Raw genomic sequence first — 17,118 nt, 5'->3', positions numbered from 1 at the left:
CTCAAAGGAACAATTCCTTCCAATAACTTTTCCCCTTTATCACTTCAATTAGAAAAACCCTAATAATCCTTTAATCCGTGGCAAAAAAAACAAAAAAGTGAAACATCCGAAGCTTCGGACTCTGTGAACCTCTCTCAACACAATCCACTTCAAAAAAACTCCGAGCAACTCGGTGTAAAAATCCGTAACCATCAGCGCTCCGCCTAGGCGGACCCGTTTCATCCGCGTTCTAATCCCCAAAAAAACTGAAACCTGAAACCTGAAACCCGAAACCTAAAACATCAACAACAAACAAAATAATTCGTAATTTCGTCACAAATTTCAAAACATGTTATCCCTTTTCAAATCGAAACCTAAATTAGCCGAATTAATTCCTTCTGGATATGTGGATATTCATTCTCATGTCTTACCAGGAATAGATGATGGCGCCCAAAATATAGCGGATACGGAATTTCTTTTAAAAGAGATGAAACAATTGGGTTTTTCAAAAGTGATTACAACACCTCATACGATGAAAAATGTATGGGATAACACCACCGATTCAATAAGAAATACACATGTGTTAGTTCAAAAAGAATTACCTGAACTTTCTAAAAAAGTAGCACTTGAATGTGCCTCTGAATATTTTTTGGATGAAAATTTAATGCAATTAGCACAACAAGAAAGTCTGCTAACACTAAAAGACAATGTTATTCTAATTGAAATGTCGTATTTGAACGCGCCCATTCAATTATATGATTTTCTTTTTGAGTTGCAACTTAAAGGCTACCAATTGGTTTTAGCACATCCAGAGCGTTACAATTACTTTCATTCCAACAAAAAAGAATTTGCAAAACTAAAAAAAGCAGGGTGCTTATTTCAGTTAAACTTATTAGCTACCGTTGGGTATTATGGAAAAAATGTTGCTGAAACTGCCGATTATCTCTTAAAAGAAGACTTGTATGATTTTGTAGGTTCTGATATTCATCATAAAAATCACGTAGCAGCTTTCCAAAATAAGGTGATAATAAAAAATCACAAAACCTTAGAGGAAACCATGACTAAAAATGTGTTTTTTAAATAAACATAAAAGTTTTTAAAAGACAAAATCAAAGGCAAGATCAATCCCATAAGTTTCAGAACAAAAACCAACTAAAAAAGAGGCTAAAACCAGTTCTGCATAAAATTAGAATGAATTAATAGTAATAATTACTTTAAATTCCTTCAATCTTTTATGAACTTTTCAACGAAATACAATGCAACTTCAAAAAAACTTCTATGACTTATAGGTTTCAAATAAATTTAAAGTTCCAATATTCTAAGTTCTATTTTCCTTCAGGAACATCGATTTAAAAAATTACAAAAATTTTAAAAATCTTTTTCCTTGTTACTTTTTATATTTTCTTCTCAACCTGAAACCTAAAACCCGAAACTTGAAACTTGAAACTTGAAACCTAAAACACGAAACCTAAAACCTGAAACTTCAAACTTGAAACCTGAAACTTCAAACTTGAAACCTGAAACTTCAAACTTGAAACCTGAAACTTCAAACTTGAAACCTGAAACTTCAAACTTGAAACCCGAAACCTAAAACCCGAAACTATCTAAAAAAACGTTTCCAAAAAGATTTTTTTTCAACCTCAACCCCATAGCCATATCCGTAGCCGTAGCCGTATCCGTAACCTTTTGTAGAATCGGTATCGTTAATTAAGATCGACATATTAGGTAGTTTCTTCTCTTGATACAAGCGTTCTGGTAAAGACAACATTCGTTTGTCTAAGTAATTTGCTCTGGCAACATATACAAAAGCATCCGCATATTTGGATATCAATAAAGTATCAGTAACCAAACTTACAGGAGCAGTATCTACAATAATATAATCAAAATCTTGCTTTAATTGTTCAAACAATTCCGCCACCTTTTTGCCCATTAACAACTCAGCTGGATTGGGAGGAACAATACCGGCTGGCATGACAAACAAATTCGAAAAACCTGCTACTTTTGTTATGAAATCAGCTAAGTTCTCACCCTCATTGGAAGCCAAATAATTAGTAACACCTGCCTTGGGAACAGATAAATATTCTTCTATTTTTGGATTTCTAATATCCAAACCTAATAACAATACTTTCTTATCAGACAAGGCAATCGTGGAAGCCAAATTTACCGATATAAAGGTTTTTCCTTCCTTAGGAAAGGTAGACGTTATGAAAATAGTTTTGGCCAAACCTTCTGGAACTTCATTAAGTAAGAACTCAAGATTGGTTCGAACAATACGAAGTGATTCAGCCGTACTCGTTCTGCTTGTGTTGGAAAGAATAACTTCATTGGAAACCGATTTTGGAACATCACCAATAATAGGCATCGTAGTAGCTTGTTCAATATCCAATCGCGATTTAACTTTAGTATCTAATAATCTTCTGATGTATAGAATAGAAAAAGGAATTAGCAATCCTAAAAATAAACTTCCCAAAAAAATAATTTGACGTTTAGGCGACACCGGATTTTTAGAAGCTATAGCAGTATCAATCACCTTAGCATTAGGAGCCGTTACAGCAAGAGAAATCTGAGTTTCTTCTCTTTTTTGCAACAAGTACAAATACAAAGCCTCTTTAATATTCTGTTTTCTATCAATATCTCTAAAAATCTTTTCTTGCGTTGGAATTTGAGAAATCTTTCCTCCTAAAACAGCTTTCTGACGCGTAATATCCTTCTTCTTAATTTTTAGTTGATTCTGCAACTGCAATAAACTAGAGGAAACACTACTTTTTAACGTAGCTATTTTAGCCTCTAAATTCAAAACCATACTGTTTTTTGACCCTGCGGTTTTCAACAACTTGTTGCGCTCTAAAACCAATTGATTATATTGTGCAATAGAAGCACTTGCGCCTTCCTCTGCAGGTAAAACATTAGCAGGAAGTAATTCAGAACTAGTATTAGAATTCATATAATCCAAAATACTACTAACCACCTTCAATTGGGTTTCAGTTTCTAGCTCTTTCTTTTCAAACTCAGTCGCATTTTCCAAAAACAATCCAGCTTCCGAAACAATATCCGTTACCTTATTTTGTTTCTTGAACGATTCAACATCAGATTCAACACCCTTCAACTCATCACTAATAATAAGCAAACGTTGTTCAATAAATCTAGAAGTATTCTCAGCTACATACTTTTTATCAGAAATAGCATCTTCATTATAATTTTCAATTAATGCATTTAAAAAATCCTCCGCTTTCTCTTGAACAGGATCTACTAAAGACAACTCGATAACACTAGTATTCTTTCCAATAGTAGCAATCGTTAAACGAGATTTAAAATCCTCAACTAAATTAGAAATAGGCGTTACTGCAACCAAAAGGTGCGTATCGGGTTGTATTGGTTTTTTCTTACGAGGTAAAACTACAAAAGTCGAACCCTTATAGGAAATTGGAACTCCTATCGAGTAATTCCCAAGGGATTTCCCTTCACCAGTCGCCAAATCAAATCGATTTATAGCTGTAAATTGAACCTCAAAACGAGATGAGCTAGAGTCAAATTCTGGCGTAGTCGTAGAAAACACAACCGCTATAGGGCTATTGGTATACAACTCCTCCGATTTTACTCGTCCAATACTAAAATAAGATACCTGCAAAGACAAATCACGAATAGCAGATTCAATCAAACGACGCGATTTAATAACCTCAATCTCATTATCTACATTGTTTTTTACATTGTTTAACAAACCCAAATCTTCAAAAGCAGAAAGTTCAGAAGCCATAGAACCTTTACGCTCATCTTGAACTAAAATTGTAGCAACCGCTTTATAATTTGGAATGGCATAGCGTAAATACAAAAAAGCTACAGTTATACAAACAACTAAGCTTAAAACAAACCAACGCCAATAAATCAAATAATTTTCTAGTTCTTCCTTAAGATTAAAGGTAGCTGTAGTAGAATTTTCTATAGAATTTGGATTCATACTTATTTAACAGTTAAAGCAATAATGGTAACAATTAAAGATAGTGCAGATATTCCAACCGTTAAATTAGGACCAACAACGGAAGAATTAATCCTAGTTTTGTTTGGCTCTACATAAACAACATCATTTTGAGAAAGGTAATACGACGATGAATTCAAAAAATCCGATTTGGTTAAATCTATTCGCTCCGTCGTTTTGGTACCGTTCTTTTCGCGAATTAGCAACACATTTTTTCGATTCCCATATATAGTCATATCACCCGACATACCAATAGCTTCCAACAAAGTAATGCGCTCACTAGAAACAGTATAAGTACCCGGTTTTTGAACCTCACCCAAAACCGTAACTTTAAAATTTAAAATTCTTAAATTAACAACCGCATCACTAACATGATCTTTCAATAAGCCCTTCAAAGTAGCCACCGCTTCTGTCTTAGTTAATCCCCCTAAAACAACTGAACCCAATATCGGAAAATCAATTTTACCCGCTTTATCTAAAATATAGGTTTGAATTCGCTGAGTGCCAACAACATTTTCAGTCGCTCCTTGAAGTGAAATCACATTCAAATTATAAGGTGCAGCAACTTCAGGATTTTCGGAAGAAACAGTAATCATTACAACATCATCGGGCTGTAAAACAGGCTCATAAGAAGTAAGTGAATTCACCGATGCAGTCTGCTGAAGATACAAAACCTTCTCTTTCGCAACACAAGAAACCAACAACAACAAAATACCAGTCAAGAAAGTAAAACGAATCAAAAATTGTTTCATGGAGGTCATATAGGTTTAAAATTAAGCAACAATGCTCCCTTAAAAGGGGCAAAGATAAAAAACTTTTGCATGGAAAACTAATAAAAGTATGCTTTTAACCATCTAGTCGCTCAAAAACAGAATTCTGACTTTTAAACTCAGGCACCATTTGTTTCATCAAGCGAACGGCTTGCTCATAGTCAAAAGCAACCGTGTGAGCACATAAATTTTCCATAAGAGAATTAAAAGCAACATAGTCATAACCACTCAGATCCTGTGCAATCAAAATCTTAGCATGATGCGTAGGCAAAACCTTAGAGGTATCATATAACAATTCTTCATACAACTTTTCTCCAGGACGTAAACCCGTAATCTGTATAGCAATGTCTTGTTCCGGAATCAAACCCGCTAATCGAATCATCTTTGTAGCCAAATCCAAAATGCGAACCGGTTTACCCATATCAAAAATAAAAATTTCACCTCCATTACCCATAGCTCCAGCTTCTAAAACCAACTGACAAGCTTCAGGAATGGTCATAAAATAACGAATAATATCGGGATGCGTCAAAGTAATGGGGCCACCAGCCTCAATTTGTTTGGTAAACAAAGGAACCACAGAACCATTAGAACCCAATACATTGCCAAATCGGGTAGTAATAAACTTGGTAACAGAAGGTTGTTTCGATTGAGTAGCCATAAACAACGTTTGTACATAAATCTCAGCAATACGTTTACTGGCCCCCATAACATTACTTGGATTTACAGCCTTATCAGTAGAAACCATTACAAAACGCTCTGCCTGATAACGAATAGCCATATCAGCAACATGCTTCGTTCCCATACAATTCGTCATTATTGCCTGATAGGGCGTATCTTCCATCAACGGAACATGTTTATAAGCCGCAGCATGATAAACCAATTGTGGCTGATAACGTGAAAAAATATGGGCAACCAAAGCCGCATCACGCACATCTACCAATAAAGGGGTTAACACACAAGTAGAAGTTATTTTTGAAAGTTCCAAACACAAATGATGTAAGGGACTTTCAGCCTGATCCAATAATAAAATTTCCTTAGGATTATAAGACAACAATTGATGAGCAATCTCGGAACCAATTGATCCAGCCGCCCCAGTAATCAAAATTACTTTTCCCGAAACCTGTTGCTGAATTTCTTGATTATCCAATACAATCGGCTTACGTTCTAACAAATCTTGTATTTTAAATGACTTAATCGACTTAGTAATTTCCTTAGAATCACCCCATTCATTAATTACGGGGGCTGTCAAAACCTTACAGTCTAATGCCAAACACGTCTTTACAATTTTTATTTTTTTGGTTTTACTCAAATGCTTATCAGCTAACAACAAAGCATTAACTTCATAATTCGAAACCAACTCTCTCAAAGATTGCTTTCTACTAAAAATAGGCAAACCCAACATCTCTTGCTTCATACGCAATTGCTTATCTCCCACAAAACCAATCAATTGGTATTTCCTAGGTTGTTCTAAAAGCAAAGCATGTGCTAATGCTACTGCCTGTGAATCCGATCCGTAAATAAGCAATTTAGGCAAACTAGATGAAATAACACCCGATAAATAATGCTCAAAAAACAATTTAACTAATACACGAAAAGAAAATAGCATCAAAAAAGTAAACAAAGTATGAACAATCAATGCCGGCATCAAATAAACTTTATCTCCCGTCAAAAAATAATGCACATAATTAAAAACTACTAATAATACAAAGCCAGAAAATGTAGAAAAAAACAACTTTAGCGCATCAAAAAAACTAGAATGACGAATAATCCCAGCATACGTGCGATAGAGCAGAAAAAAGATCCCATGAACTAAAACAACTATCGAATATCGGAACAAAGGAGTGTAAGTAAGATAAAACTTTAAAGTCAAATTAGAAACTACTATATACGTCAAATAACTAGCCAAAGAAACTATACACACATCAATGCAAATGATAATCCAACGGGGCAAATACCCCAAATTAGAAAATCGACGTTGTACCCATCTAACGAAACTACCACCATTTGAAAACGAAGAAATTGAAAACCATGCCATAGACAAAAAATTTATACCCCTACTCGGGGAAATGACGAATTTAAATTATGTTTTTTGTATTAAGTCGTACTCATTTTTATTCCAAAAAAACAACCACAAACCTAAACAAAAACCAAAAACAAGTAGTACCGCAAAATCAAACCTGAAACCGGAATAACATCCCTATTCACTTCTCACTTTTCACTAATCACTAATCACTAATCACCCCTCAAAAAAAGAAACCAACACCTGCAAAATACGAGCACGATCCGCATCAGTAAGATTAGAACCCGAAGGCAAACACAACCCCTGAGCAAACAAATCACTCGCTACAGTTGTACCATAATACGGACAAGCAGCAAACACCGGCTGTAAATGCATGGGCTTCCACAAAGGACGAGACTCAATCTGAGCAGCCTCCAATACCAATCGCAATTCTTCTACCGACTTACCCACTACTGCTTCATCAATAGTAATTGCCGTCAACCAATGATTAGATACATAATCAGTAGTCGGTTCTGTAAGCACAGTAACACCCGCTACTGATTTAAAAAAATCACTATAAAAACCATGCATCGCACGTCGTAATTGTACGTGCGCATCCAAAACCTCCATTTGACCACGACCAATTCCGGCACATATATTACTCATTCTGTAATTATAACCTATTTCCGAATGTTGATAATGAGGTGCATTATCACGTGCTTGTGTAGCTAAAAATACCGCTTTTTCTTTTTGTTCTTTGTAATGAGTAACTAATGCACCTCCACCCGATGTAGTGATTATTTTATTCCCATTAAAAGACAACACCCCCATAGCTCCAAAAGTGCCACATTTTTGATTTTTGTAAGAACTCCCTAAGGCTTCCGCACTATCTTCTAAAATTGGAATGTCATATTTTGTGGCAATAGCTTGTATCGCATCCATTTTTGCAGGCATTCCGTAAAGATGCACTACAATAATAGCTTTGGGTTTTTTACCTTTTGAAATCCTATCTACTAGTGCCTCTTCTAAAGCAATCGGACACATATTCCACGTATCCATTTCACTATCAATAAAAACGGGAGTGGCTCCCAAATAGGCAATTGGATTAGCCGATGCCGAAAAAGTCATACTCTGACATATTACATCATCTCCTGCTTTTACACCTAATAAAATTAATCCCAAATGCAAAGCCGCAGTACCCGAACTCAATGCCGCAACAGCTACAGACGCACCTAAATAACGCTCTAAATCTTGTTCAAATCCCGAAACATTAGGACCTAAAGGCGCAACCCAATTCGTATCAAAAGTTTCTTGAACATACTTTTGCTCGCCCCCTCCCATATGGGGAGAAGACAGCCATATTTTTGAAATAGTGGACATGAATTTAATTTTTATGCAAAAATAAGGATACAAAAACAATTCCCGTACGGATTTCCGTATTTTTTAAAAAATAAAATTACCTTAAAATTGCTATAAAACCTTATGTATCAAAAACTCCCAAGAATCGTTTTTAATAAAATAATTAAATCACCTAAAAAAGTTCGGGTGTGATAATACGTCAGATTCATCTGAACTTTATCTGGAAAGATAACCGCATCATTATATTGCAATGGATTTTCTTGTTTTTCTAAAATCAATTCCTCATCGGCATATTTAATACTAGCCTCACAAGTAATGCCGGGTTTTAACGCTAATATTTTTCTGTAATCTCCCTCTAATTTGTCATAATAACCCGGAATATCAGGACGTGGACCTACAAACGACATAGTACCAAATAACACATTGAACAGCTGTGGCAATTCATCAATTTTTGACTTTCGAAACAATTTCCCTAATGGGGATATCTTTTTTGTTTTAGAACGAATGGTTTTTAGTTTATAAATGGTAAACGGCACCCCATATTGCCCTATTCTTTTTTGAGTAAAAAGACCATTTGACAAAGTATCTATACTCACCAAAACATATCCCAATACCAAAACTGGACTTAATGTAATAATAAGTAGTAAAGAAAAAAATAGGTCAAAAAGTCTTTTGAGTAACAAAAATATTTCTTATTAATTATGAATTATGAAATTTTATTGGTTTTGCAGGAATCCCTACTGCTGTGCAATTTGCAGGCAAAGATTTTGAGACTACTGCTCCCGCACCTACTATAGTGTTTTTTCCTATTTCTAATAAATTGATGATTTTGACTCCTGTTCCTACATAAACAGATTCTCTAACAACAACTTCTCCAGAGATATTAACAGCAGGCATAAAAGCACAAAAATCCTCAATTACAGTATCATGCCCCACAGTACACATCAAATTAAAAACCACAAAATTCCCTATAATAATATTACATGTAATAATAGTACCTTCACATATTATACATCCTTTGCCCAATTTAACATCATCTGACGAAATTGAAACTTTAGGATGTATTAGAGAAGGAAATGAAATAAATTTATTGTCAATTTTTTCAATTATTTTTTTCTTTACCGCAGAATCCCCTATTGCAATTACCAATTCTAAATTAGATATAACTTTATTAAAATCCTCTACTCCTCCCAGAACAGGAAAACCATTTACGATAGTATCTTTCTTGATACCGTCATCATAAAATCCAATAAAATTATACGTATTTGGAGTTTGTTTATTGATAGCATCAATAATCGTTTTTACCTCTCTCCCAAAACCTCCAGCTCCAAAAATAGCTATGTTTTTCATAAATAATTATCAATTCCCTTTAAAATATTCCATAGTAGCTTGTCCGTCTTGCGAAATCCCTTCGCGAACAAACACTTTTTTAACAGTTAAAAATAAAATTTTTATATCTAACCACAAACTGATATGGTTGACATACCAAACATCATATTCAAATTTTTGTTCCCAACTAATAGCATTTCGTCCATTGACTTGCGCCCAACCCGTTATTCCTGGTCGAACTTCGTGCCTTCTTTTTTGAACTTCGTTATATAACGGTAAATACTCCGGCAACAAAGGCCTCGGACCAATTAAAGACATATCGCCTTTCAACACATTAAGCAATTGCGGAATTTCGTCCAAAGATGTTTTCCTGACAAAGTTACCAATTTTAGTCAATCTTTGAGCATCGGGTAACAAATCACCAGTTACATCTTTTTTGTCGTTCATCGTCTTAAACTTCACAATTCGAAACAATTTTTCATTTTTACCGGGACGAATTTGAAAGAAAAATGGCTTCCCTTGGTTGGCAATAAACAAACCAAGCGTAACCAATATAAATAATGGACTTAGCAGTAACAAACCAACTAAGGCAGCTGTAAAATCAAATAGGCGTTTAAAATAATTTTTATACATGAATTACAAGGTTTCGTTTTGTGTTTTTTGTTTCCATTCAACTCCTTTTTCAGTTAAATGATACCGCTGCAATTTGCTATTAGGTTTGTGTGGAAGGGTCATTTCTATCAAGCCAAGTTCTAATGCCGGCTTTAGATAATTCAAACGAAAATTTTCCCTATCTTTTAATCCCACTGCAGCTTGTAGCACATCTCTTGTAAAACTTGTATTGGATGATAGGCATTTCATTAAATAATCTACTTGCGGGGTAACTTGCGGGGTAACTTGCGGGGTAACTTGCGGGGTAACTTGCTTGGCAACCCCTCTTTCATCAACAGTCGTAAGAGTAAAACAAGTGGTAACGGAATCAAATGCTAATTGGTATTCAGGCATCGATTGGTTATATTGCAACCAATTAGACTCCATTTTATCAAAGCCAAAACCAGCATTTTCAGCTAATTTGACCATTCTAAAAAGTTTTGATATAATCGGATTTCGTGGAATGGAAAGATCCTTTTCTTTTAATTCTTCAATTGGTTTCGGCAAACCACCTGGATTGAAAAATTCAATTCTATTGGTAAAAATTCGAATTCTAGAATGAGCCGGTGAAAAATAATCCGCGTGCATTAATAAATTCACTAGCGCCTCTCTAATAGCCGTTAGCCCTGTGGAAAGCTCTTCTCCAAAACCTTCAGAAGAAAGTTTGAAAGTAACATCAACTTTTTGTTTCAATCTAATAAAACACTCAAAATAATATTCCCATAAATTTTCCTGTTCGTCTAAACGAAATGTATATCGAGATTGAGCATCGGAATAAGAAGTCCCCGGAACCTCCAATAAATCAATGCGGAAATCAGGAAAATATTTTTCAATTACGGCTCTTTTTCCTAAAACTAATAAACCACCATACGTACAACTTCCATTCTCTATAATGCGTAGCTTTTGCAAAAACTCATCTTCATCATATCGATTATAACTTACATTAGGATTAAAACGTGCCATATAATTTCGATAGCGCAACAAGGAGCTCTCGCTTAAACTATTACGATTCGTTCCCAAGGCAATTTCAGAAGATTGGGTGCCAAAAGATTGGTCACGATACATAGCATCAATTTCTTCTTTGGTTGCTTTATTATCTGCACTGCCTCTTCTAATATAGGTATTAACCTGCTGATTAAAGTAAACAGGCTTTCTATTGGAAGCCGAAATATAAAAAGCAAGAACGGTCTTGCCTTCAAAAATATATTTTATCGATTTAGGAACTAAAGAAACATTGAATTTATCACCTCTAAGAATACTTAAAAAATCTTGCTCTATTTTTTCAGGATTAGTAACCCCTTGAATTTCGAAAAATTTTCCAATTTGTTTTACTCCAAATACAAGCCAACCTCCCGAAGAATTAGCAAAAGCACTAACCGTCTCCCAAGAGGATTTAGGCACTTCAGCTTTAGCTTCTTTAACCTCAAAATCTTCCCATTCGAGTTCGGCTAGTTTATGGATAAATTCAGACTTATTCATTTCTTTAAGTGTAATTAATATTTTTTTTGAATCCTGTAGTAAAATTAAAAATACAAATTTTTAACGCTAAAACAAAGCCAGTCATTTAAAAATCGGTAAACTTTAAGTAAAGTAAGCATGACAACACAAGGAACAAGAATAGTTCTAAATTAAACTAATTACCATCAGGAGCACTAGTTAAAGTTATAAAAATAGTATTTTTTACACAGATAATCGATAACAAATCGATTATTTATGTAAATTTTGCTAAAAAAGGAAGCATTTCTCTTCTCTTATATCATTCATTCATAGTCTTGAACTTAACAATTCGAAACAATTGTTCACCTTTACCAGGTCGGATTTGAAAGAAAAAGGGTTACCCTTGATTGTCAAAAAACAAACCTATAGTAACTATTATAAATATCGGACTAAGCAACAGAAAACCAAAAAAAGCTGCTAAAAAGTCAAATATTCTCTTGAAGTAGGCTTTATATATAAGTTATAATAGTTTATTTATTTTTATTTTTCATTCCCTTTCACCTCAAAGTTTCGCCTCAACAAACCTCGCTTTATCCAAATACCAAAATGATGAAAATCTATCCCAATTAAAATTTTAAAAATTCCCAAAATTTCTCCAATCCGTGTTCCAAAAAATCCGCCACCATCCACCTTCGCTTTAGCGAACTAGTATTTAACCACAACGCAAAGAAAAACCCGCGACCATCCGTTAAATCCGCATCATCCGCGTTCCAAAACTACGGCTTCGAGAACCTCAGCCTCCGTTATCCACATTCAAATATTTCAAAAATTTCCCAAATTATTCCAATCCGTGTACCAAAAATCCGTCCCCATCACCCTTCGCTTCAGCGAATCCTTCAACACAACGCGAAGAAAAACCCGCGACCATCCGTTAAATCCGCATCATCCGCGTTCCAAATTTCAAAGATTCCTTCCCAATTAAAATTTCAAAAATTTCCCAAATTATTCCAATCCGTGTTCCCAAAAATCCGTCACCATCCACCTTCGCTTTAGCGAACTATTATTTAACCACAACGCAAAGAAAAACCCGCGACCATCCGTTAAATCCGCATCATCCGCGTTCCAAATTTCAAAGATTCCTTCCCAATTAAAATTTCAAAAATTTCCCAAATTATTCAAATCCGTGTTCCTAAAACAATCATTACCAATCATCTTTAAACTACTTACAAATAAAGAGTGATACTAGGAATTGTCCCCTTGAGGTCCCGATAGCTATCGGGATTAGGGGTGTTAACATTTTTTTTAACAATCAATTCTTGCACAACTTGTTCTAACGTTATACCAACTGAAAACATATTTTGTTTTATATCTAAATCTGTAAATCGCAAAAAAACAACACCTTCTTTTTCTAATTCACCTTGGCGCTTGATATCATATTCATATTTATATAAATGACTATCGCCATCAATTTCTATAGCTAACATCAATTCATGACAATAAAAATCTACAATGTATTCTAACATGGGAACTTGCCTATGAAACTGAACTCCTAGCGCTTTATTTTTAATTTGTTGCCAAAGTAGTACTTCGCTAAGTGTGCTGTTTTTTCGAAGTTCTTTAGCGTATTCTTTTAGTTTGGGATTATAGGGAATGATTTTGTTTTTCATTTTTAAAAGTAGCTATACAAATATATTATATTTTTTGAAGAAAATCCCATACACCCCTGTAGTCCCCTCAAGGGGACAATTCTTCTAAACAATTTAATGGAATTAAAATTTCAAAAATTTCCCAAATTATTCAAATCCGTGTTCCTAAAACAATCATTACCAATCATCTTTAAACTACAAACAAATAAATAGTGACTCTAGGAATTGTCCCCTCGAGGGGACTTTAGGGGTGTATCATAATTCAACTGAAAACCTCAATAAATAAAGATTCTATAGTACAATTGTCCCCTCGAGGGAACTTTAGAGGCATTAACGATTGTTTGTTTTATTAATCAATTCTTGCACAACTTGTTCTAACGTTATACCAACTGAAAACATATTTTGTTTTATATCTAAATCTGTAAATCGTAAAAAAACAAAACTTTATACAATTTATAAACCAACCACTTCTCACTTTTCACTCCTTTCAATAATCAAATTATAGGAACGATCTACCATATATTCCTTTCTCAATAAAGCATAAGCATTGTTACCCAACTCTTCTAAATTATCCTCAAAAAACAATTTATTCAACTTGAATTGCATTTCATCTTGATCTCCTGAGAGTACTTTATACCCGCAATTCGCATTTTCAATTATATTGCCAATATCTGTATTAGGATCTGTAGCTGCTAAAACAGGCATCTTCATTTCCAAATAGGATAATAATCTGGAAGGAAAGTTAGGAATTAGAAAATGTTTGTTTAAAAAAATCAACCCTACATCACAAGAAGATAATAGTTGATCATAATCTTCCTTGGGTAAACGCTGTAAAAGCAAAGCATTGGAAGGTTTTGTTTTGGAAAACCATTCCTGAATTCTTAAAAACGCTGTACCGTCTCCAACAACTAAAAAAAACAGATTTTCATGAGTTGTAGCTGTAATTGTTTCCAATAAAAAATCCAATCCTTGTGGTTTTCCTAGATTACCTCCATAAACTAAAATCTTCTTATCTATTGGAATATTATATTTGCTGCGAATTGCTATTTTTTGTGCTTCCGAAAAATTAAAGTCTTTTGGTGCTATAGTATTGGGATTAACTTCCACTTTATTCCTTTCAATTTCAGGATTATGACTCAAGACAAAATCCACGTTAGCAGGAGACATACAGCCTATGGTGTCGGAAATATGGTATAATTTTTTTTCTTTCTTTTCAAACTGCTGGTGTAAAAAACTACCCTTTTTTAACATCTTCATATCCACCGCATTTTGCGGAAATATATCTTTTAAAAGTAAATATGATTTTGCATGGTCTCTTTTCTTCACAAACTCAATTACTTTAGCAAAAGTAATTGGCGGTGTCGAATACAAAATCAAATCAAACTTTTTGAAAGGAAAAAACTTTTTTATGGCATATAGATATTGATATTCAATAGCTAAAGTCCCTATTCCTTTTTCAATGATATGGGTTTTCTGAATATTTAATGTTTTAACTTGTAATATGGAAACGCCCTCTTTTTGAATTAAATTCGTTGGAATTTTTCTTCTACGCTCAACAGGAGTAACAATAGTTACATCATGACCCTCATCACGAAATTTTCGTAATAAATCTTGATAAATCCCGCGTTCTTCAACAGAATTAATTTCAACTAAGGTCAAAAAAAGTACATTCATAACTACTAAATTTCTTCCGACCAAACGGTTCTTTTAATATAATCGGTATAACTTAAAATAATACGAACCATTTTATCGGATACATTAGGCATAGAATAATCCGCAACAGGTCTAAAATTTCTTTCCTTACCTACTTTTTGATATTGTAATTGCACTAATCCTTGCATAATTCGTTCTGGATTTAATCCAACCATCATTACCGATGCTTCTTCCATTGCTTCTGGACGTTCGTGTGCATCTCTAATATTTAATGCTCTAAAATTCAAGGTCGATGATTCTTCAGAAATAGTTCCAGAATCAGATAAAACCGCAAACGAACGCATTTGTAATGCATTGTAATCATTAAAACCTAGTGGCTTTAAAAATTGTACATTTTTATGCATCTCAATATTCTTTTTATCAATCATATTGCGCGTCCTTGGATGTGTACTTACAATAATTGGATAATTGTATTTCTCAGCAATCAAATTAAGACTTTCCATTAAGCCTCTAAAGTTTTTTTCACTATTGATGTTTTCTTCTCTGTGAGATGAAACTACAAAAAACTTACCTTCTTCAAGTTCTAAACGCTCCAAAACATCTGATGCTTCAATTGTAGGCAAATAGTGATTTAAAACTTCATACATTGGCGAACCAGTTTTGATAATTCTATCGGCTGGCAAACCTTCACGCAATAAATATTCTCGAGCAATATCACTATAAGTCAAATTAATATCAGAAACATGATCTACAATTTTACGATTGGTTTCCTCAGGAACCCTTTGGTCAAAACAACGATTTCCAGCTTCCATGTGGAAAATTGGAATGTGTCGTTTTTTAGCTGGTATTGCACAAAGACAACTATTGGTATCGCCTAAAACCAAAAAGGCATCTGGTTTTTCGGTTTCAAGTAAGGGATCAATTTTTATTAATATCTGACCTACGGTTTCGGTTGCAGTGGCACCAGCAGCATTCAAGAAAAAATCGGGTTTACGAATTCCTAAATCATCAAAAAAGATTTGATTTAATTCGTAATCATAATTTTGACCAGTGTGAACAATAATATGTTCTATAGCTTCCGAATGGTCTAAAGCAGCCATCACTCTTGATAAGCGAATTATTTCTGGTCGTGTACCCACAACGGTCATTACTTTTAATCTTGCCTTCATTTTTTATTTTTTAGTTCTTTATAACAATATAATTAAACATTTTCAAAATACGTATCCGGATCATTCGGATCATAAAATTCATTAATCCAAAAAATCGTATACAATTCCTCTTCACCCACATTTTTAATATTATGCGTGTACCAAACTGGCATATCTACATAAGCAGGTTCATCTCCATTTAAATAAAAATCGTGCGTATCTTGAGTGCCAATTTGTCTTAACTGTATTAATGCCTTGCCTTTTATTACTGCAAAACGTTCAATTTTTCTAGTATGAAAATGGTTTCCTCTTGTAATTCCTGGAACCGTTGTAGAGAATGAAACTTGTCCGCCCACATTCAATCGTATCACCTCAACAAATGCGCCTCTTGGATCGATATGTTGTGTGAATTTTACTGGAAAATGATTGGCAATATCCATATAACAACGAAAAGTATTAAATAAATTCACCTCAAACTTGCTGCTTAATTCTGGTATAATTCCGCTATCTTGATATTGTTCTTTATACCTTTCTAACAAAGAAAGAATTCTAGAAACTTTAGATTCTGAGGTATGCGGTACTAAAACTTCATCTTTGCTATCGCCAATTCTAATTTCTTTCAAAATTTCGTCCACCAATTCACCAACGTAAATAAGTTTTAAATCGCCGTCAACATCAATAGTAGGTGTTTCATTTCTGGCAATTTTATGACTAAAAGTAGCTACAACCGAATTATAGTTGGGATGACCAAAAGGTCCAAAAACATTCGGAATAATCAATCCTGTGAAGTTTCCTTCTGATTTTTTTGCCCAATTGGCTAATAATTCTCTAGCTTCTTTTTTAGACTTACCATACAAATTGTCTCTTTCCTCTTGAGTTGAAGAGGAAAAAATCACATGAGCTTTGCTGTTGGTTGCTTCAAGTGCTTGAACCAATTTAGTTGCTAAACCTACATTAGTATCATATATTACTTGTGGATCATTGTGTCTATTCATAGCAGCAAGATGCACAATAACATCACATTGCGAAACAAAATCGTTCAATTTTGCAGCATCCTCAAAAAACTCTTTTTGAAAATCAACTCTTTCAAACTCTTCTTGAAAAAGAGCCAAGGTATTGTACAAATGTTTGCCTACAAATCCAGCTTGTCCTGTAATTCCTATTTTTAGCATAA

General features: G+C 34.1%; 13 protein-coding genes and 1 pseudogene. 1 reads left to right on the top strand and 13 read right to left on the bottom strand.

Annotation, left to right across the window (positions count from 1 at the left end; genetic code table 11):
- Positions 1-328: 328 nt before the first annotated feature.
- Positions 329-1,063 carry a tyrosine-protein phosphatase gene (locus tag LOS89_RS02700; RefSeq protein ID WP_231836197.1) on the top strand — a complete coding sequence of 245 codons (735 nt, stop codon included), beginning with the start codon at positions 329-331 and terminating at the stop codon, positions 1,061-1,063.
- Positions 1,064-1,579: 516 nt separating this feature from the next.
- Here the strand turns inward: LOS89_RS02700 and LOS89_RS02695 are convergent.
- From LOS89_RS02695 to LOS89_RS02635, 13 genes and pseudogenes are all read right to left on the bottom strand, one after another.
- Positions 1,580-3,934 carry a GumC family protein gene (locus tag LOS89_RS02695; RefSeq protein ID WP_231836195.1) on the bottom strand — a complete coding sequence of 785 codons (2,355 nt, stop codon included), beginning with the start codon at positions 3,932-3,934 and terminating at the stop codon, positions 1,580-1,582.
- 2 nt (positions 3,935-3,936) lie between these two features.
- Positions 3,937-4,704, bottom strand: a complete 768-nt coding sequence (locus LOS89_RS02690; protein ID WP_231836193.1) for a polysaccharide biosynthesis/export family protein — start codon at positions 4,702-4,704, stop codon at positions 3,937-3,939.
- 94 nt (positions 4,705-4,798) lie between these two features.
- Positions 4,799-6,757 carry a polysaccharide biosynthesis protein gene (locus LOS89_RS02685; RefSeq protein ID WP_231836191.1) on the bottom strand — a complete coding sequence of 653 codons (1,959 nt, stop codon included), beginning with the start codon at positions 6,755-6,757 and terminating at the stop codon, positions 4,799-4,801.
- A gap of 201 nt (positions 6,758-6,958) precedes the next feature.
- Entirely contained in the window at positions 6,959-8,101 is a 1,143-nt protein-coding gene (locus tag LOS89_RS02680) for a DegT/DnrJ/EryC1/StrS family aminotransferase (RefSeq protein ID WP_231836189.1), read from the bottom strand.
- 107 nt (positions 8,102-8,208) lie between these two features.
- The gene (locus tag LOS89_RS02675) at positions 8,209-8,763 is read right to left on the bottom strand and encodes a sugar transferase (protein ID WP_309508557.1); all 555 of its coding nucleotides are present in this window, start codon (positions 8,761-8,763) and stop codon (positions 8,209-8,211) included.
- A 16-nt stretch (positions 8,764-8,779) separates the two neighbouring features.
- On the bottom strand, positions 8,780-9,430 hold the full coding sequence (locus LOS89_RS02670) for an acetyltransferase (protein ID WP_231836187.1): 651 nt from the start codon (positions 9,428-9,430) through the stop codon (positions 8,780-8,782).
- A 9-nt stretch (positions 9,431-9,439) separates the two neighbouring features.
- Positions 9,440-10,042 carry a sugar transferase gene (locus LOS89_RS02665; RefSeq protein WP_231836186.1) on the bottom strand — a complete coding sequence of 201 codons (603 nt, stop codon included), beginning with the start codon at positions 10,040-10,042 and terminating at the stop codon, positions 9,440-9,442.
- 3 nt (positions 10,043-10,045) lie between these two features.
- Positions 10,046-11,539, bottom strand: a complete 1,494-nt coding sequence (locus tag LOS89_RS02660) for a Fic family protein (RefSeq protein WP_231836185.1) — start codon at positions 11,537-11,539, stop codon at positions 10,046-10,048.
- 280 nt (positions 11,540-11,819) lie between these two features.
- Positions 11,820-12,014: pseudogene (locus LOS89_RS02655) on the bottom strand (sugar transferase); the annotation flags it as partial.
- Positions 12,015-12,720: 706 nt separating this feature from the next.
- Positions 12,721-13,164: an endonuclease domain-containing protein gene (locus LOS89_RS02650; protein ID WP_231836183.1), complete on the bottom strand. Its 444-nt coding sequence runs from the start codon at positions 13,162-13,164 to the stop codon at positions 12,721-12,723.
- Between the two features lie 450 nt (positions 13,165-13,614).
- A complete protein-coding gene (locus LOS89_RS02645; protein WP_231836182.1) occupies positions 13,615-14,817 on the bottom strand; it encodes a glycosyltransferase family 4 protein in 1,203 nt (400 codons plus the stop codon).
- Positions 14,818-14,822: 5 nt separating this feature from the next.
- The gene (gene wecB / locus LOS89_RS02640) at positions 14,823-15,965 is read right to left on the bottom strand and encodes a non-hydrolyzing UDP-N-acetylglucosamine 2-epimerase (RefSeq protein WP_231836180.1); all 1,143 of its coding nucleotides are present in this window, start codon (positions 15,963-15,965) and stop codon (positions 14,823-14,825) included.
- A gap of 32 nt (positions 15,966-15,997) precedes the next feature.
- Positions 15,998-17,116 carry a polysaccharide biosynthesis C-terminal domain-containing protein gene (locus LOS89_RS02635; RefSeq protein WP_231836178.1) on the bottom strand — a complete coding sequence of 373 codons (1,119 nt, stop codon included), beginning with the start codon at positions 17,114-17,116 and terminating at the stop codon, positions 15,998-16,000.
- Between the last annotated feature and the right edge of the window lie 2 nt (positions 17,117-17,118).

The organism is Flavobacterium channae, from assembly GCF_021172165.1.
Taxonomy (GTDB): domain Bacteria; phylum Bacteroidota; class Bacteroidia; order Flavobacteriales; family Flavobacteriaceae; genus Flavobacterium; species Flavobacterium channae.
Note: the sequence above shows the minus strand (reverse complement) of the source record. Positions and strands in the feature narration are given on the sequence as shown.